This is a genomic window from Paenibacillus radicis (ex Gao et al. 2016) (assembly GCF_014641555.1).
GTDB classification, from domain to species: Bacteria; Bacillota; Bacilli; order Paenibacillales; family Paenibacillaceae; genus Pristimantibacillus; species Pristimantibacillus radicis.
The window spans coordinates 285,964-303,492 of record NZ_BMHY01000001.1 but is presented as its reverse complement, the minus strand read 5'-3'; the positions used below and the strand labels follow the sequence as shown (position 1 = coordinate 303,492).

Here is a 17,529-nt window from a genome sequence, read left to right as displayed (position 1 = left end):
TTAATTTCACTGAATTTACAGCTTATTTTCGGAACAATTTGATCATAGCAAATAAAGAATATTTTGACAATCAAAAATTTGAAAACGCTTTTTCCTGCCTTTTACTAAATGACAGCGCTTTATAATCGCAATATCAAAAATACCATTCCTTTTTTTACTTAATTATACTACACTTATAAAGTAATTATTCACTAAAATTTAGAAAGAGGCGAATGGGATTGGCATTATGGTTTGATAAACAAACGTCACGTTGGCTGCTCCAAGGCAACAACATATCTTATGGACTAGGCGTAGATCGGAATGGAACGCTGCAGCATCTGTATTACGGCTCCAAGCTGCCTTTTATAACCGATTTGCCGGATTCAAATGTAGCGATTCATCACTCCTCCTTTGAACCATCGGGCGGAATTACTCAGCAGGAATACCCTGCATGGGGCGGGATGTACTATAATGAGCCATGCTTGAAAGCTACCTTTTCCGATGACGTAAGAGATACAAGACTCGTATACAAGGAACACCGTATGAACGAAGGCGAGCAGATGGATGAGCTGGTCATTGTCCTTCAGGACTCCTATTATCCGCTGCTGGTCCATTTGCACTACCGGTTGTTCCCTGGACAAGATATTATCGAACGATATGCCGTGATCGAGAATACAGGACAAGAGGCAATCACATTAGAGCAAGCGCTTTCTGGAACATGGCATGCGCCCAGAGGAAACCGCTACCGCTTGACGCATCTCGCTGGCAAATGGATTGAGGAGACTCAGATCTATCGGGATGAGATTACACCGGGTAAAAAGACACTGGAAAGCCGACGGGGCAATACGGGCGCTCAGGCCAACCCATGGTTCGCAATCGACCGCGGGACTGCTGACGAGGATCAGGGCGAAGTGTGGTACGGAGCGCTTGCTTGGAGCGGCAACTGGAAAATTACCGTTGAGTACAATCCGTTCAAGCTGCTGCAGGTTTCCGGCGGCGTTCACGACTTTGACTTCTCCTGGCATTTGGCGGGCGGAAGCTCGTTCCAGACACCGGGATTCGTTGGCGGATATACGCGCGGAGGCTTCGGTCAGGCTAGCCGCAATCTTCACAGCTACCAGCGCGAGCATGTATTGCCTCAACCTATTGCCCAGGACGTTAGGCCTGTTCTGTACAATTCATGGGAAGCTACTTACTTCGATGTAACCGAGCAAGGTCAAGTGCAGCTGGCAGAAAAAGCTGCCGCGATCGGGGTAGAATTGTTCGTTATTGACGACGGCTGGTTTGGCGAACGGAACCATGACCGCGCCGGACTTGGGGATTGGACGGTTAATCCGGAGAAATTCCCGAATGGCCTCAAGCCGCTGATCGATAAGGTAGAGTCGCTGGGAATGAAATTCGGCATCTGGGTTGAACCTGAGATGGTCAATCCGGACAGCAATTTGTACCGGAACCATCCGGATTGGGTCTATCACTTCCCGAATCGGCCGCGTACAGAAAGCCGCAATCAATTGGTGCTGAACGTTACGAAGCCTGAGGTTCAAGCCTTCATGTTCGAAGCGCTTGATAAGCTGCTTAGCAGCAATAACATCCACTTCGTGAAGTGGGACATGAACCGTTCCTTTAGCGAGCCGGGCTGGCCTGATGCTCCTAAAGAAAATCAAAAAGAAATTTGGGTTCGTCACGTTCAAGGATTGTACGATATTATCGCTCGCCTGCGGAAAAACCACCCGCATGTCGCGTTTGAAGCTTGCTCGGGCGGCGGTGCACGGATCGATCTGGGCATCATGAGCCTGACCGACGAGGTCTGGACCAGCGATAATACGGACCCTTATGAAAGATTGTTCATTCAAGAGGGTTATTCCATGGGCTACAATGCGCAAGCGATGATGTGCTGGGTTGCCGATGCCGGCAAATGGGTGAAAAACCGCCCTGCCTCTGTAGCTTACCGTTTCCATTCGTCCATGATGGGCTCGCTTGGCATCGGGGGTAATTTGACCCAGTGGTCTGAAGAGGAGCTGGAAGAATCCCGCTTCTGGGTAGAAGAGTACAAATCGATTCGTCATATTGTTCAGAAGGGCGACCAATATCGTCTTCTTTCCCCAAGGGAAGGCAATACGACGGCTGTTCAATATGTAACAGCCGATAAGAATGAATCGGTGGTCATCGCGCTCATGCATCCGCAAAAATTCCAAAATCCGTCGCCTCGTATTTATTTGAGAGGTCTTCAGGAAGAGTCGCTGTACAAGGTGAGCGACATCGAAGAGCCGCTTAGCGGCCGTGCACTGATGGCCAGAGGAATTGACGTTAATCTGCATGGCGATATGGCGAGCAAGCTGTTGAAGATTAATCGGGTAAATGTGGATTAAAATAGAGCATGGGAAAAAGCCGCAGTTTGTCTGCGGCTTTTTTTATTGGGATGCTACATTCCCGCCCCCGGGTCCGCTGCACATGCGGCGGTTTGCTTACACGCACCGTTCCAGCATCCATCCGGGTCCGCTGCGCGTATTGGTTCGTGCTGCCATTCTTGATTCCATTGCCCCATCGCCTACTTTGCATTATGACCCTATAAACCGAGGCAGGCGGCTTAACATAGCTGGGAGAACACTTACATGATCCTCCTCTTCAAACCGGATCATACTCGTTGTGATCCCCTTTTCCGCTAAAGGGCGCATTGCTTGAGCCATTCGCTCGCTCCCTTGCACCATATGAGGCAGCTCGTCAGCGCCAACAGTCAGCTGCAGCCGGATGTGCGAGTCTCTCTGCCAAGTACGCGCAAACTGCTCTTGCTCTTTGAAAATCTTGTCTTCAGCCCACCATACAGACGGACTGCCTGCGGCATAATGCGTAAATAGCTGCGGTCTAGTAAATAAGGCGTGCAGGACAAGCAGTCCCCCCAGCGAATGACCAACGATGAGCTGACGTTCGAAGTCGATCGGCCATTGTTCGGCAATTGCGGGCTTTAGCTCCAGTTCAATGAAGTCGAGGAAATGATCCGCTCCCCCATGCTCCGGCCATGGCCTGCCGTCCGGTCTAGCCGGGAGCTTGCTCCCTTCTGCTGACATGGTAAAGTCTAAGCAGCGCCGCTCCACATCGAAAGGCTCTTTGGACGGATACGCGATTCCGATTACGAGGATAGGATCATATCCCTTGGGCTTGCGCGTCTGCAGCCGAACAGCTTCAGCAAGCGTCTGGAACATCGCATCCCCATCCAGAGCATAAATAACCGGATAACCGTTCGCCGGAGGTTCTTCTCCTGCTTGGGGAGTTCCAATCAGAATCCGGTAATGACCGCCCTGAGCAGAAGTCATCTCATATTCATAGCAGCGTTCGGCTAGGAATGGTTTTTCAGTCAACTTGCTCATGGCGCCAAGAATTTTACCATATCGTCTACGACCTTGCTCTGTGCGATTACGCCACCCGTAAGCCAATATTCGTTGGCTGTCTCAAGTACATGGCCGTTTTTCACCGCTTGATTGCTATTCCACAGCTTGCTTGCTTTTAGCTCATCTAAAGTGCTGTCGCCGGAATGACCATCCTTAACCAGAATGATATAATCGGCGTCAAGATCAGGCAAAATTTCATAGGATACTTCCAAAGCCCCGCTCTTCGCCAGCTCAGGCTGGCTCAAGCCCAAGTCATGCGCCAGTACATATCCGCCAAAATAATCGCTGCTCATAAAAAACATACCCTTCGAGTTAAAACGGATAATAGCCGCTTTTTTTCCTTCGATAGCCGCTCCCAGCTTCTCCTTGGCGGCCTTAACCTTCTCTGCATATCCCGTCAGAACTTCCTCTGCCTTCTCCTGCTCACCCAATATTTGTCCCAAAATTTGCAGCGAATTCGAGACATCCATTGTAGCGCTCTTAAACACATAAGTAGGGGCAATCTTTGAATATTGCTCGTAGATGCCATTATCGGAATAGTTCTTGTTATGCAAAATAATTAAATCAGGCGAATAGGCTAAAACCGCTTCAGATACGGGCGGTACACCGTTAGTAAACGTAATAACGGGCACATCGCTAAGTTGATCCTGCAAATATTCCTGCAGCCGGACCCCGTTCGACCATTGAACGACAGGTTTAACTCCCAAGGAGACCAGCGAATCCTCCAATATCGGAGCAAATATGCGAGTTGGCTTTGCAGGTATCGTTACCTCATGACCAAGCTCGTCCGTAACGACCATCGGATAAGTCGCCCCACCCTCCTGTTTCTCCTCAGCAGGCTGTTGCGGCTCAGCCTTACTATTACTATTTCCCCCTGCATTACCGCATCCAGCGATAAGAACAGCCAGTACAAGTACCCCGGTAAACATGGACCACAGCTTCTGATTCTTGCTCCAAACCTTAAACAAAATCGTTCATCCCCTTTATCTCTTCGTTGTGTTGATAATGATTCTCACAAGAATGGATTATACGCCTGTACTTGGCAATAGGCCATGGACAGAAGTCGGTACGGGATTTGGACTTTTTCCGGTCAGCAGCATAAACGTTTCTTCTAATAAGCGATACACCGAAACGGCCGAATATTCCAGCCATGGATTGGATGGCAGCGAATAAATCCGCCCGGACTGAACGGCCCTAAGCTGTTGCCACAACGGGTTGTGTTGGAGAGCGAGCCATTGATGCCGTGTGCGGGCATTCAGACAGACCATGAGCAGAAGACGATCCGGGTTAATAGCTTGCAGCTCTTCTAGGGTAACCAGCCTGTTGCATAACTCTTGCTGTCCCGGTGCAGCATGCAGGCCAAGGTCTTGAAACAGTACGCTACGAATGCCTCTGTTTGTATACAGAAATAGTTGATCGTCCGCTATACGCAGAACAGCAAACTGATCCTGTCCTGCCGCTTGACGAATATCCTCCTTCACTTCGGCTAATCTCGCTTCGTAGCCGTATATCCACGACTCGCAAGCCACTTCTTTGCCTAATACGGCAGCCATCTCTCTAAGCTGCTTTTTCCAATCCGTTAACTCCACCTGAAACGTTCGTACACCCGCCATCTCCAATTGACTAATTGCATGTCCCTCAATTTTCTCCTGGGTAAACACAATGTCCGGCTTTGCTGCTACCAGCATTCTCATATTTTCCTCATCTTTGCAGCTATTCTGATAATGCAAGTGCACCTCTATCTCAGAATGATAGTAATAGTGATAATAAGGCGTCCATTTCGGGTCCAGAGGCGCGGCAATCGGCACGATGCCTAACGCAAGCAAATTTCCAACGAGCGGTGTACAAATTGTCGAAATACGATTGAAAAACTTTTGACCGTATGCAGATGGAGCCATGCCTGCTTCCTTCTTGAACTTGCGGCTAAAATAAAATTCATCGCTATACCCGCAAGCACGGGCAATATCGCGCAGCCCCCAATCCGTATCGCGAAGCAGCTGCTTCGCATGGCCGATACGCAGCGAAGTCAAATAATCGGTCACGCTTTGCCCGAATGCCTTCTTGAACGCTTCGCTCAAATATTTGGCGCTCAAGCCTGCTTCTTGAGCAAGCAGATCAAGGGTCAAAGGTTCTCCGAAATTAGTCCTTATATAATTGCGCACATGCTCCAAAGAGGCTCGTTTCTGAGCATCCCCCAAGCGGGCGGAAGCATGTTGCACAGGCAGATGTTCCATTCAAGCATTCCCCCCTCACATCTGAACAGTTGAATCTATTAGTTAATTAATAATAAAAATCATTCTCAATAATAATAGGCGATCTTTCTATAGATATCAATGTGGCTTTGGATTCTGTAAACAAATGCTATAATTAGTATATTCACTACTATAAAATGGAGGGTTTGAGAAGATGGGAATGATCGGCCGTTACTTTGCGATTGATGACACACTGGTACAACAAGTTACTGAAGGAAAAGCTGAACTCCATAATTTGAATCCGGATGACTATCCCAATCTCGATATCGACAAGTCCTGGGAGGCCATTCACTACTTGCTCTGCAAAGATATTTCGGATGGCGAGCCTCCCCTTGGCTATGTTGTGCCGCTGTTAACCAGCCAACACCTGGAATATGGCGCTTTTGGAGCCTTTTATTTGCGGGCCGGGCAAGTTGCTGAAGCACATCAGGCGATAGCTGAACTGGATGAAGGGCAGCTCCGCTTGCGGTATGATTTTCAGGCAATGGTAAAAGAGGAGATCTATCCGTTTGTTGAAGATGAAGACGAGGATGAGCTTTTCGCTTATGTGCTGCAAAATTTTGAAGAGATCCAGCGTTTTTACAGCCAAGCTGCAGCCGAAGGCAAGGGCATTATCTTTTATATTTTCTAGTCGTACAAAATAAGGAGCAGAACGTCCCAATCAAAGGGATATTCTGCTCCTTTTTCATTAAATGAGATCACTATCGGCGATTTTCCGATTTTTGAAATAATATTTTGCATCATGTTCATTGATTTCTCGAAGCACCTTGCACGGATTGCCAACCGCAACAACGTTTGCTGGTATATCCTTTGTCACTATACTGCCTGCCCCAATGACAGTATTATCTCCAATGGAAACACCAGGCAGCAAGATTGCACCAGCTCCTATCCAGCAATTTTTCCCGATCGATACAGGTGCGTTATATTGATAAGCCTGTTCACGAAGCTCCGGCAAGATCGGATGTCCGGCCGTTGCTACCGTCACATTAGGACCAAACATGGTGTAATCACCAACATAAATATGCGTATCATCAACCAACGTCAAATTGAAGTTGGCATATATTTTTTTCCCAAAGTGAACATGCTTGCCGCCCCAATTAGAATGAAGCGGGGGTTCAATGTAGCACCCCTCACCAATTTCGGCAAACATCTCTTTGAGTAACGAGGTTCTTTTGTCATACTCCAAGGGCCGTGTCTGGTTAAAATCATAGAGTTTTTCGAGACAAATCGTTTGCTCTTTAGCTAATTGTTCATCTCCAGGCAAGTATAAGCTGCCATTATGCAGTTGATCTTTAATATTCATTCTAATAATCTCCCCTTTAATCGAATAGCATTACCATTGAACCTCATCGACGCGCATGTCTTTGTAATAATAGTCCTTGTCCCGTTCCGTCATTTCACGAAGCACTCTGCATGGATTCCCGACTGCAATTACGTTAGCAGGTATGTTCTTGGTGACCACACTCCCAGCCCCAATAACACTTCCTTTGCCAATTGTAACACCGGGGACAATTATAGCTCCACTTCCAATCCACACATCATCTTCAATGACGACTGGCAATGCGAACATGCCTCCCGCTCTTCGCACGTCAGGGTGCAGAGGATGATTCGTAACGGCGATCGTCACATTAGGTCCAAACATCACATTATTTCCAATCGTTACTTTATAATCGTCAATAACAGTTAGATTGAAATTGATATAAACGCCGTTCCCGATTGTTGTGTTTGAACCATAGGCCATGCAAATTGGCGGTTCCATCCATACATTCTCGCCCATGCTTCCAAACAGCTCTTTCATCAACTTCAACCGGCCTTCCGTGTCATCAGGGTGCATACGGTTAATTTCATAACAAAGCGCTTTGCCGCGTTGACGAGCTTTAGCTAATGCTGCCGCTTCTTCAGGATAATTCGCATCATGGTCGGTAAACAGCTGAATACTCGCCATACGTTCTCTGATATTCAAATTTCATTCCTCCTCATCTAACTAGCTCATGCCCAGCTCCAGAAAGATCTCTTGTTATATTGTTAAGCCACTTGAATTTACGATAACGGTATAAAGCAATCGGAGATTTAATCACTTCGTCCAATGATAGAATTGCGAATAAAGTGATTGGCGGGAGCTGCCATACGAATGCGCTTAAATACCCTAGCGGCAGGATGATGCCCCACATGACAATAGTGTCGCACCAAAATCCAAACTTGGAATCACCCCCCGCGACAAAAATGCCTCCAATTGTGGAGGAGTTTATTGATTTCGGAATACAGTAATAAGCACATATAAACAGCATTCCGCTCAGATAGCTTTGCGCTTGCTCATTAAGATTTACAATTTGAAAAACGAAAGGTTTAATTATTAAGACGATAATGCCTGCGAGGATACCAAACAGCACGGCGTATGCATTTATTTGTTTGCCGGCACTAATAGCCTTCTCAATTTCACCTTTTCCTAGATATTTGCCTACGAGTATAGCGCCCCCGCTTGCAAGGCCTCCGCAAAATACGATAGCCAAATTTTTAACGACCGAGGCGACGGAGTTTGCAGCAACCATATCGGCATTGAAATGACCGATTATCGCTGTAGATGCAGTCAAAGCGCATCCCCACACGATATAATTCCCTTGGACTGGCAGCGTATACTTTAAGAAATCCTTTTGCAATTTGTGTTGGAGCATATCACGCCAAGCAAATTTGAAATTTATTTTTTTATTTCCCGAATGGATAATGCAACAGCAAAGCTCTAAAACACGTGCAATAACCGTAGATAAAGCGACTGCAATAACAGCTCTTTCCGGATCGCCTGGACAGAGAACAAAAATACTTAGTGCATTAAGCAGAATATTTACAATGAGGCATATGGAGCTAATCCAAGCACTGAAGCGTGCATTTTCCATACTTCTTATCACACTAAAGTACATCTGTGAAACTCCGCTTACTAAATAAGAAAATGAAATAACTTGCAGGAAGCTTGATCCATACCGGATTAACTCCCCGTCCTTTGTAAATAATTGCATCAACGTATCAGGCATAAAAAAAGATAATCCATAAAACACACAGGAAATAATAATCGAATATATACAACCGATATTAAGAACACGTTGAATTGTTTTTAAATCTTTTTTCCCCCAATACTGTGCGGTTAGGACACCTGCTCCTGTAGCCAATCCCATATAAAATAAAGTTAATACAAACGTGATTTGTCCGGCCAAAGATACAGCAGACATCAACGATTGATTGATGAAACCCAACATAACGACATCCACCGTAATGGCTAGCGCTGAGATAAGATTCTGTAAAGTGATTAGTACGACTAGGCTGATCAATTGACGGTTAAAGTTTTTGTCGTTATGAAAACTCCATTTTAAATGGCGCAGCATATCCTTCCTCCCCTCTCTGAACTTTAAGCATAATAAAAAAATAATACATTTTCATAGGTATAACCATCAGAATTGACTATAATAATATCAAAATCATATTTATTAGAGAGGTGATTTAAACAAATGCAGCTGGATGTTTTTTCAGACCTATCTGAGAAATTGAACTACAATCTGAATAATCTCGACTTGTACGTCAAGAAGGGAACTCTGCATACTTTTGACCAATTATCCGCAACATGCCATTGGCATCCTGATTTGGAGTTCATTTCAGTTATCGAAGGCTATATGAGTTTTTTTGTTAACGGAGAAACGGTTCATTTGGAAAAGGGAAGCGGAATATTCGTCAATAGCAAGCGGTTGCACTATGGTTTTTCTTCCGATAATTCCGATTGCAGCTATATCGTCGTTTGCATTAATTCTTCCTTGCTAGGAAATGATCGCTGGATTGGCAAACAATATTGGGATGAGAAGTTTGGTTCAAATACAGTGGACTATATCCGGTTACATGATCATGTTTCCTGGCAACAAAATGCGCTCATTAGCCTAACCCAACTTTATGAAGAGATGCACAGTCCAGACTGTAATCCGCTTCAATTGCTGTCCATGGCACTGTCCCTTTGCGCGAATATTGGGGATCATATCGCAGAGGTGAAAGAACATGCTCAGATCGATCAGTCATGGATTTATGTATGGAAAATGACTGCATTCATACATGGCAATTATGAAAACAAAATAAAGCTTGATGATATTGCAAAAGCAGGATCAGTAAGCAGAAGCCAATGCTGTATTCTGTTCGATAAGTATGTAGGACAACCGCCAAACGCCTATCTAATCAAATACCGGATCCAAAAAAGCTGTGAGCTGCTGCTTCATACCGACAGATCCATCAGTGAGATTTCTATATCTTGCGGCTTTCAAAGTGCAAGCTATTATTCATTTGTGTTTCAAAAGGAAATGGGGATCGTCCCAAAGGAATACCGCAGGAAGGCTCGTTGCTAGAATAGTGGTCAAGTTTCAAATCTTCAAAATTCTATGATATGATGTCTATAAACTTTTTAACAAAATCGACTCACTTATGCCATCGAGAAAGGGGAAACACACTCAATGGTTACCTTATCGGACCAACAGTTTTCGAGAATTTCACGGGCGCTTGCCGAACCGCGGCGTTATCAGATGCTCAAAGAAATAGGAGCAGCCAAAGGGCCGCTGCCATGCAGCATGATGCATGAAACACACCCGGTTAGTGCGGCAACGATCTCTCATCATCTCAAAGAGCTTGAGACAGCTGGATTAATTGAAGGCTTTCGCGAAGGAAAGTTCATGAGCTATGTCCTGCAAGAGGAAGTGCTGCAGGCATACTTAACGCAATTGGGAGAAATTATACAAGCTTTGCCTTCCACCTCTCCGGCGTGAGAGGTTTTTTTGTTTCTTTGAAATCGATTAATTACGAACAACAAATGCACTTTCATGAAGGAGCCGAAGGGCTCCTTTTTTATATTTCCACTGTAAATTGCAAAGCTTGACGAACGATTTTCAATATGATAGTTTTATAATTGTCTAATTGATAGATATAAAAAAGGAGCTCCGATCTCATGCTGAAGCTGTTCGCACAACGTTAGCTGCTTATCGATGATTGCATATAAGCGGCTGTCTACTATAAATTATATCGGAGTTGAACCATCTCATGGCTAAATCAAAATCACTTATCGTTCTCATTCTCGCCTTCGGTATCTTTGGCATCATTAATACCGAGATGGGCATTATCGGCATTTTGCCGCAAATTGCTCAGAAATATGACGTCACCGTATCACAGGCAGGTCTGCTGGTTAGTCTCTTCGCACTTGCCGTGGCAGTTGCCGGGCCTATTCTGCCTTTAGTTTTCTCTGGAATGAACCGCAAGAACGTCATGCTTCTGGTTGTCGGATTATTTCTCGTCACCAACGTCATTTCTATATTCGCGTCTAACTTTACTGTCGCCTTAATTGCGCGAATTATTCCTGCCTTTTTGCATCCCGTGTATTTCTCCGTCGCCTTTACGTCTGCGGCCAGCTTCGTCAGCAAAGACCAAGCGCCTAAAGCAATCTCCCGTGTATTTATGGGGGTTACGGCCGGAATGGTCATCGGAATTCCGATCACCTCTTTTATCGCAGACGTCTCCACGATTGAATTGGCTATGTCGTTCTTTGCCTTAGTGAATGCCCTTACCTTCTTTGCCATTCTTCTGTTCATCCCATCTATGCCTGTAACAGAGCGGCAATCCTACGGTTCTCAGCTAAGCGTTCTGAAAAAACCTGTAGTGTGGCTAAGCATGGCAACTGCCGCATTCATACTCTCAGGGGTGTATGCTGTATTTAGCTTCTTTGCAGAGTATATGGAAAAAGTTACTCATATGTCCGGCGGCATGATCAGCTTCATGTTAGTCTTATTCGGTGTTACAGGTATTCTGGGCAATTTGTTTGCCGGAAAATGGCTGAGCTCTAATGCGGCCCGAACTGCTCTCGTGTTTCCATTCGCATTAGGCGTAATTTATGTGCTCATTTATTTCATGGGTGCATTCACGATTCCGATGGCCATCCTAATTTTAGTATGGGGCATACTGTTCACGTTTGGTCTGAATATTTCACAATACTGGATTACATCCGCGGCTTCCGAAGCGCCTGATTTCGCCAATGGCCTGTTTGTCGCTTTTGGGAATCTCGGCGTTACAATCGGCACATCCGTAGGCGGTTTATTCATCTCAGGAATGGGAACAGAGCACGTCGTATGGGGCGGTGTAATCTTTATGGTCCTCTCCTTCCTTGCGATCATGCTGAGAACCTCCATCTACCGTTCTACATTAACAGGGTCACACTAATGCCTAGCAGATTGAAGTCATATTTCCTGGGTAATGCTATACCTGTATAAAAGAAACTCCGAAAACCCGCTGCATTCTGGGGCTTTCGGAGTTTCTTTAGATTTAACCTTGCAGAGGGCTGGTCTTCATTTCATAGATTTTTTGGAGGGTATGGACCCACTTCATCTTCTCGTCATCATCTTCTGTGTGGAGATACCACTCCACAAGTCTGTACCCGAACCAAAGAAGGATCATCTCGTAGACGCAATGATTCGCAAGAGGGGGTATATCCGCATACTCCGAAAAGCCTTTGTAATACGCGGGGACACATCGCTGGTAGAATTCGACCATATGATCGATATCCGCTTCATCCGCAATCAGACTTGCCAGATCCTCGCCCAGATAACCCCATCCGGATGTATCCCAGTCAATGAGCGCGATTTTGCCGTCGGCATAGATCAGATTGGTCACCCAGAAGTCCCGGTGGCATAACACGAGGGGCAACTTCTCAATGCGGGCGAGTATCTCGTCTGCGTGCTCATCGATATCGATCAGCATTTGCCGAATGTGCTGCGGGAATTTGCAATCCTCCGAGCGTATATAATCGTAGACGACCGGCCATGACCGGTAATGAAAATACGTATTCTTCATGAGATCCGCATGGCTCAAGTTGTTCAGGCTCTGCAGTACGGCGGGCTGTTCCGCATACAGCTTGCCTTGATAGCGTCCTAACTCCAGCGCGGCCTGTTCATACATGTCACCGGTCAAGTCTAAACCGGTTACGCCATCGATATATTCCAGCCAGAGCTGAAATTTATTCTCTTCGGCATTCATCTCGGCGTGATAACAAGTCGGCCAGCGGAGGGCATCCGAGAACGTCGCTCCCAGGTCAGATGCATAGAGATCATATTCCCGGCGCCATGAACCAGGATCGCCGTAACGCTCCCATTTTTTCTGGACTTTCAGCACGATACGGTAAGGCAATTTTTCGCCATCTACGGCTTCGGCGATCCCTGTTACCAGGCATACATCTCCCACAGTTCCGCCTTGCAGCGGTATGGTTTGGCAGTCCGCCGAGATGATATCCTTCTTGAACTGTTGGCTTAAGACATAGATCAACGTTTCGGGTTTCATATTCATTTCCATCATCGTTTTTTTGTTAGCTCCTTTAATGTTGTTTTTTGGACGCAAAAATGCCGCGGACAAGCAGCCTCGAAAAAGAAGCTGCTGTCGCACGGCATCAGGACGCAAAATAGATACGACCTTCATCGTATCTGCAAACAGCAATATTCACGAAAGGTTACTTTGGATGGCACAGCAAATAATACGGGCGTTTTCCCGCTTTTTACGCATATGCCTGCTATTCGGTTTTAAGACCAAACCACCATATAAGTAATTGCCATTCAAAACATCTCCCTTCGTGTCAGGAACTTGCTTATCACTAAGCTGTTTATAAAATAACCTGTTTTGGAAAAAAAATCAATACCTTACTTATGATACGGTTCACCGAACCGCACCAGCACGTGCCACATGTATTTCAATTCCTGAAGCACCTCATCTAAATTCCCTCTATCACTCCAGAGATCCGGATTGCATTTCAAATCATTGACCGCAGCTCCGACTGCTCTAACGTCAATTAGATTATTGATGGCTAACCGTTTGGCGAGTGATGGCATAGTTGGCCCCCTAAAATCCGGTGGCACTTTATCGGCCTGAATTGCAAATCCCTTATGCCAATGAAGCTCTATTGCATATTTTAAACATAGCTTCTCAAAAGTTGCCTCTATGTCTGTTCCTTGAAACGAAGGATCAGCCACCAGTATTTCCACGTCATCATGCAGAAAAATATCACCGTGAATTTGGGCCTCAATGAAGTGATCAAGATTTCGACTGGGCATCTGTTTTAAACGTTCAGTGATAGGCAGATTTAAGCAGAGCAAGAGCCAATCGACCACTTTTGGGGGCGACAGACCCTTTTCTCCAAGAGCATATTCTCGAAAGAATGCATCTTTAAGAACAGCAGCTAAAATGTCATCGAATTCTTCATAGGTTCCTTTTTCTAGAGGATCATCCTGAGAACCACCGTAAGTATATGTGCAACGATAGGATACCTGTGGAGCAAGAAGGAAATAGCACGAACCAAACCTCGGAGACGGACCATCAGAATGCAGCATTAAATCCAACGCCCCATATTTTGGCCTTTCACTGTTGGCGATGCCCTCCATCTGATAAGCGCCCCCAAACAGCTTCATCTCCCAAAGATCCCGAGCGCCGCCCGGGTAGGCGGACACGCTGCCATTAGAAATCTGCGTCTCAAACTGACTCTTATATATCCCTTGCTCAAGTAATGCTTGTGCCACGCTTTTCTTGTCCGCAAGCGGACGATCAGGATGGAAATGTAACGCTACTCTGGCATGCGATCGAAGTTTCGAGACAGCATCTTCAAAACTACTCAAAGAAATATTCGACAAATGGAGAATTTCTCGGATTGATGCCTGCGCAGCTCCCCTTCTCGAAGCAGCATACTGACTGATATGCTGAATTGCCATATTTTGCGACATCGAAAGTCGACTGTTAGTTGACATCTGCATCACCTGCCTTAAACTATATTATATAATGAAGGCGTATCCAATTGATAAAATAGAGGTGAATCCAGTGGCGTTAGATTGTTACCTTAAGGACCAAATGGGAACGACACTCTATCATTATCCGATTGATGAATCCTTACACCGTAGTATTTTCAGCAGAAACTTTCAACCAATTGCGTTTCCTATACTTGCTAGACTTAAAGATTACTATAATGACCATTTCATTGCTACAAATGAAATCCCCATCCTGATCGCTGAATTGCAGCTGCTAAAGCCTCAATTGCCTGAACAATTACAGCATTCTGTAGCTGAATTAATTGATCTGGTAAGTGACGATCGGATCGATACGATTGAATGTTACTGTGATTAGGGGCGTACAGATGACGGCATATGAAAGTATCGGCACCGCCGAATTTAGCGGACGCTTTACACACTAAAAAGGTCAATCCTGGCCAAGATTGACCCTAATTGACCTTTTTTTCGAATTCGTTTAAATTTCTTTGAATTGAATCATTTTTTTCCGTTCGGCAATTAATGCAGTGGCATTTTCAGTTCGATCAGATCCTAATTGTTCCGATAAGAACTTAACGAAATGACTGATACCCCGATTATCAAGTGTAATCATCATAGATTTCTTTTGTGCCACGATAACGATAGCTCCTCCAAAAAGCTTGGTTCTATCAATTCGGATAATATCGTTGAAGCTTATCGTTTTTCTTCCATACCATTTGTACGAACGAATCTCTTCCTTGCTGATAACAACTTTGGAGATCAACGAAGCAATCCAGCAGAGAAGCAGACTAAACGCAATGATTACGCTAGTGAAAAAGAAAATGATCTTGTACTCCACAGCGTCATCCTCATAATAGATATCGCCATTCGGACTGATCTCCACATCATTTATAGTATCCGCGAATAAACCGATACTCACAGCAATAGCCAACAGCAATAGTAAAAATAGTGACCAAGTTATCCATCTCCCTGGAAAAATCACCATTTCCCCGCTCCAGTTTCTTTTAGCTGGGCTCCTCAGGTAACTCGCATACATGGCATGTATAACTTTTCGTATTATAAATAGGTTCAAAATATGTGCCTCCGAATTTTAGGATGGGATGTTTTCATTAGGAGACGGCTCATCCGCCGCAGACTCCTCATTCTTCTTCGATTTTCCCCGGATGACACGCCACAGCCACATGAACGGGAGGATAATAACAAACCAAAACTTTTTCAGAAACACTGCCATAACAGCAATCAGACCCGCCTTCTTCGCAGCAAGCAGCCCTACGCCTCCCAGAATTAGACCGGTTAATCCATATTCCGCTTTCTTGTCCGTAGCCGGATCAAAGTCGCTATAGGTTTCTCCCGGTTTCACGCTAAAGTTTGAGATGATCTGGCTCTCAAAAACCTTGCGGTCAGCCTCCAGATGCTCCGGATCGCTTACTAGAATAGCGGATACATACCCTTCCCGCGTCAGCATCCGGATATTATAGTTAATAATATCTTCGTTATTGATGTCATGGAATAAGATAGACCAAGTAAGGCTGTGCAGCGATTCGTTATAGGACGGCTCCACGAACCATCTGTCTACGAACATTTTATTGTCATCGGATACTTCTTTATTAACTTGCTCCGTCCCTTTCCGGTAGCTTTCCAGCAAAGCATCGGCATCGATTTTATCCTTCTCTTTATCCTCGATATGTCCTGAATCTGTATATTCAAAATAGGCTACCCATTGCTGGTCCTCACTGGCTGGAAAAACAGCGCCTATTTCTCTTTCACTTGGAATAGAACCATAGCTGCGCACATATTGTTTCGTATTCTCTCCGTCCAGGAAACCATAATCTTGTTTCAGTGTGAGCTGTGCAATTTGGCCGAGTTCAATCTTCTGCCCTGATCCAATTACCCACAACAATTCTGGCTCGGTTCCCGTCTCTGCCACGGCTTCTGCCAAAGCAACACATGGTAAAGAAGCTATGCTTAGGGCAATTGCCATAGTAAACATAGCCATTTTGAAACGACTCATTGATTTGAAGAAATACATCATTAATCCCCTTTTCTTTTTTTGAAACGGTGCTCCTTCTCCATTGGAGTAAAATGCCATTTCTGCTAGTACAAACATCTATATCGGCAGGGATTGCTGTATAGTTTATACTTTTTCAACCTATTAAAGTAAAATTGATCCATAAATTATGTTTACTGCAACACCTATGCTGGCGAATCAAGGTTGACCCCGACTTTCGTCCAGCTATCATCTCCCCACACTTCTAAGTTATAATTAAAACTCAACCGATTAGGCTTCCGGACATCATGAAAAAGATTATAAACCGACACAAAAAATGTAATAAATGTATGTTGTGCTGCGGGCCTTTAACGTTTAGAATGAAAAAAACTTCTTGAAGATCAAGCGAGGGCGCATAATGAAATTATGGTTGAATAAATGGGTGCACCTTCTAGGTATTTTATCCATTCCTATTCAGGGGTTTATTTATATGGGGATTGCACGAACGGTCGGATCGGACGTTTTTCTGGATTATTTCTGGATTGATACCAAGATTCCGTTCAACAAATGGTTCATCTTCCCTTATATAAGCTGGATGCCTGTTCTATATCTTAGTTTTTTATATTTGGCTATTAAAAATCGCAATATTTATTGGCGGACCTTATTGATCTATAACATTTCCGTCATGGCCTGCAATGTCGTGTTCTTTTTCTTCCCTACTTATGTGCCACGTCCTGATTTGTTGGGTTCGGATTTGGCCAGCAGACTTGTTCATTTCATTTACCAATCTGACGCTCCCTATAACTGTTTTCCGAGCGTCCATTGCTTAACAAGTTACTTGCTGTTCATTACGCTAAAACGTGATCTGACTGCCAAGCTGCCTGTGCGAATTTTTATGTACACCCTACTGTGGCTCATTATTGCTTCTACCGTCTTTACCAAACAACATGCGCTCATCGATGTGTTTGGCGGAATTCTGTTTGCAGAAGTGACTTACCAGCTTGTCCATTATGTTGCTTCCCGCAACCAGCGGCGTGACAAGCAGCTCACTACTAGTGTGTAGCAGTTAAAAAAGAGGTTATTCCTCCGACGGCCTTACGGCCATCATTGGAATAACC

General features: G+C 45.0%; 16 protein-coding genes and 1 pseudogene. 6 read left to right on the top strand and 11 right to left on the bottom strand.

The features are described from left to right. Positions 1-212: 212 nt before the first annotated feature. Positions 213-2,348 (top strand): alpha-galactosidase, encoded by a 2,136-nt coding sequence (locus tag IEX98_RS01285; RefSeq protein ID WP_188887132.1) that lies wholly within the window; start codon positions 213-215, stop codon positions 2,346-2,348. A gap of 189 nt (positions 2,349-2,537) precedes the next feature. Here IEX98_RS01285 and IEX98_RS01280 read toward each other — a convergent pair whose 3' ends face one another. From IEX98_RS01280 to IEX98_RS01270, 3 genes are read right to left on the bottom strand one after another with little or no spacing between them, the layout of a single operon-like run. Continuing rightward, on the bottom strand, positions 2,538-3,344 hold the full coding sequence (locus tag IEX98_RS01280) for an alpha/beta hydrolase (RefSeq protein WP_188887131.1): 807 nt from the start codon (positions 3,342-3,344) through the stop codon (positions 2,538-2,540). Next, positions 3,341-4,333 carry an ABC transporter substrate-binding protein gene (locus IEX98_RS01275; RefSeq protein WP_229691928.1) on the bottom strand — a complete coding sequence of 331 codons (993 nt, stop codon included), beginning with the start codon at positions 4,331-4,333 and terminating at the stop codon, positions 3,341-3,343. Before IEX98_RS01275 ends, IEX98_RS01280 begins: the two co-directional genes overlap by 4 nt. Before the next feature lie 57 nt (positions 4,334-4,390). After that, the gene (locus tag IEX98_RS01270; protein ID WP_188887130.1) at positions 4,391-5,599 is read right to left on the bottom strand and encodes a helix-turn-helix domain-containing protein; all 1,209 of its coding nucleotides are present in this window, start codon (positions 5,597-5,599) and stop codon (positions 4,391-4,393) included. Between the two features lie 172 nt (positions 5,600-5,771). Between IEX98_RS01270 and IEX98_RS01265 the strand changes: the two genes are divergently transcribed. Further along, positions 5,772-6,248 carry a YfbM family protein gene (locus IEX98_RS01265; RefSeq protein ID WP_188887129.1) on the top strand — a complete coding sequence of 159 codons (477 nt, stop codon included), beginning with the start codon at positions 5,772-5,774 and terminating at the stop codon, positions 6,246-6,248. Between the two features lie 57 nt (positions 6,249-6,305). Here IEX98_RS01265 and IEX98_RS01260 read toward each other — a convergent pair whose 3' ends face one another. From IEX98_RS01260 to IEX98_RS01250, 4 genes and pseudogenes are all read right to left on the bottom strand, one after another. Then, a complete protein-coding gene (locus IEX98_RS01260) occupies positions 6,306-6,920 on the bottom strand; it encodes a sugar O-acetyltransferase (protein ID WP_188887128.1) in 615 nt (204 codons plus the stop codon). A gap of 30 nt (positions 6,921-6,950) precedes the next feature. Beyond that, the gene (locus IEX98_RS29485) at positions 6,951-7,154 is read right to left on the bottom strand and encodes a DapH/DapD/GlmU-related protein (protein ID WP_374705315.1); all 204 of its coding nucleotides are present in this window, start codon (positions 7,152-7,154) and stop codon (positions 6,951-6,953) included. Positions 7,155-7,400: 246 nt separating this feature from the next. After that, positions 7,401-7,562 (bottom strand): annotated as a pseudogene (locus IEX98_RS29480) (maltose acetyltransferase domain-containing protein); the annotation flags it as partial. Positions 7,563-7,593: 31 nt separating this feature from the next. Next, the gene (locus IEX98_RS01250; RefSeq protein ID WP_188887127.1) at positions 7,594-8,991 is read right to left on the bottom strand and encodes an MATE family efflux transporter; all 1,398 of its coding nucleotides are present in this window, start codon (positions 8,989-8,991) and stop codon (positions 7,594-7,596) included. A 123-nt stretch (positions 8,992-9,114) separates the two neighbouring features. Between IEX98_RS01250 and IEX98_RS01245 the strand changes: the two genes are divergently transcribed. The 3 genes from IEX98_RS01245 (at position 9,115) to IEX98_RS01235 (ending at position 11,845) form a co-directional block, all read left to right on the top strand. Further along, a complete protein-coding gene (locus IEX98_RS01245; protein WP_188887126.1) occupies positions 9,115-9,990 on the top strand; it encodes an AraC family transcriptional regulator in 876 nt (291 codons plus the stop codon). Positions 9,991-10,095: 105 nt separating this feature from the next. Continuing rightward, on the top strand, positions 10,096-10,404 hold the full coding sequence (locus tag IEX98_RS01240; RefSeq protein ID WP_188887125.1) for an ArsR/SmtB family transcription factor: 309 nt from the start codon (positions 10,096-10,098) through the stop codon (positions 10,402-10,404). A 271-nt stretch (positions 10,405-10,675) separates the two neighbouring features. Beyond that, positions 10,676-11,845: an MFS transporter gene (locus IEX98_RS01235; protein ID WP_188887124.1), complete on the top strand. Its 1,170-nt coding sequence runs from the start codon at positions 10,676-10,678 to the stop codon at positions 11,843-11,845. A 102-nt stretch (positions 11,846-11,947) separates the two neighbouring features. Here the strand turns inward: IEX98_RS01235 and IEX98_RS01230 are convergent, their stop codons facing one another. The 4 genes from IEX98_RS01230 to IEX98_RS01215 form a co-directional block, all read right to left on the bottom strand. After that, the gene (locus tag IEX98_RS01230) at positions 11,948-12,964 is read right to left on the bottom strand and encodes a phosphotransferase (RefSeq protein ID WP_188887918.1); all 1,017 of its coding nucleotides are present in this window, start codon (positions 12,962-12,964) and stop codon (positions 11,948-11,950) included. A gap of 347 nt (positions 12,965-13,311) precedes the next feature. Next, positions 13,312-14,415, bottom strand: a complete 1,104-nt coding sequence (locus IEX98_RS01225) for a DUF3626 domain-containing protein (RefSeq protein WP_188887123.1) — start codon at positions 14,413-14,415, stop codon at positions 13,312-13,314. Positions 14,416-14,902: 487 nt separating this feature from the next. Next, positions 14,903-15,409, bottom strand: coding sequence for a hypothetical protein (locus IEX98_RS01220; protein ID WP_188887122.1), 507 nt, complete (start codon positions 15,407-15,409; stop codon positions 14,903-14,905). Positions 15,410-15,514: 105 nt separating this feature from the next. Further along, a complete protein-coding gene (locus tag IEX98_RS01215; RefSeq protein ID WP_229691926.1) occupies positions 15,515-16,420 on the bottom strand; it encodes a DUF2167 domain-containing protein in 906 nt (301 codons plus the stop codon). 409 nt (positions 16,421-16,829) lie between these two features. On the opposite strand from IEX98_RS01215, the gene IEX98_RS01210 reads away from it, so the two are divergent. Next, the gene (locus IEX98_RS01210) at positions 16,830-17,474 is read left to right on the top strand and encodes a phosphatase PAP2 family protein (protein WP_188887120.1); all 645 of its coding nucleotides are present in this window, start codon (positions 16,830-16,832) and stop codon (positions 17,472-17,474) included. Positions 17,475-17,529 lie beyond the last annotated feature (55 nt).

Excerpts from the sequence above, each read along its gene's own strand:
- IEX98_RS01225 (WP_188887123.1), bottom strand. The coding sequence starts at position 14,415 with ATGCAGATGTCAACTAACAGTCGACTTTCGATGTCGCAAAATATGGCA.
- IEX98_RS01285 (WP_188887132.1), top strand. The coding sequence starts at position 213 with ATGGGATTGGCATTATGGTTTGATAAACAAACGTCACGTTGGCTGCTC.
- IEX98_RS01235 (WP_188887124.1), top strand. The coding sequence starts at position 10,676 with ATGGCTAAATCAAAATCACTTATCGTTCTCATTCTCGCCTTCGGTATC.
- IEX98_RS01210 (WP_188887120.1), top strand. The coding sequence starts at position 16,830 with ATGAAATTATGGTTGAATAAATGGGTGCACCTTCTAGGTATTTTATCC.
- IEX98_RS01230 (WP_188887918.1), bottom strand. The coding sequence starts at position 12,964 with ATGAATATGAAACCCGAAACGTTGATCTATGTCTTAAGCCAACAGTTC.
- IEX98_RS01265 (WP_188887129.1), top strand. The coding sequence starts at position 5,772 with ATGGGAATGATCGGCCGTTACTTTGCGATTGATGACACACTGGTACAA.
- IEX98_RS01270 (WP_188887130.1), bottom strand. The coding sequence starts at position 5,599 with ATGGAACATCTGCCTGTGCAACATGCTTCCGCCCGCTTGGGGGATGCT.
- IEX98_RS01280 (WP_188887131.1), bottom strand. The coding sequence starts at position 3,344 with ATGAGCAAGTTGACTGAAAAACCATTCCTAGCCGAACGCTGCTATGAA.
- IEX98_RS01220 (WP_188887122.1), bottom strand. The coding sequence starts at position 15,409 with ATGGTGATTTTTCCAGGGAGATGGATAACTTGGTCACTATTTTTACTA.
- IEX98_RS01260 (WP_188887128.1), bottom strand. The coding sequence starts at position 6,920 with ATGAATATTAAAGATCAACTGCATAATGGCAGCTTATACTTGCCTGGA.
- IEX98_RS01215 (WP_229691926.1), bottom strand. The coding sequence starts at position 16,420 with ATGGCTATGTTTACTATGGCAATTGCCCTAAGCATAGCTTCTTTACCA.
- IEX98_RS01245 (WP_188887126.1), top strand. The coding sequence starts at position 9,115 with ATGCAGCTGGATGTTTTTTCAGACCTATCTGAGAAATTGAACTACAAT.
- IEX98_RS01240 (WP_188887125.1), top strand. The coding sequence starts at position 10,096 with ATGGTTACCTTATCGGACCAACAGTTTTCGAGAATTTCACGGGCGCTT.
- IEX98_RS01250 (WP_188887127.1), bottom strand. The coding sequence starts at position 8,991 with ATGCTGCGCCATTTAAAATGGAGTTTTCATAACGACAAAAACTTTAAC.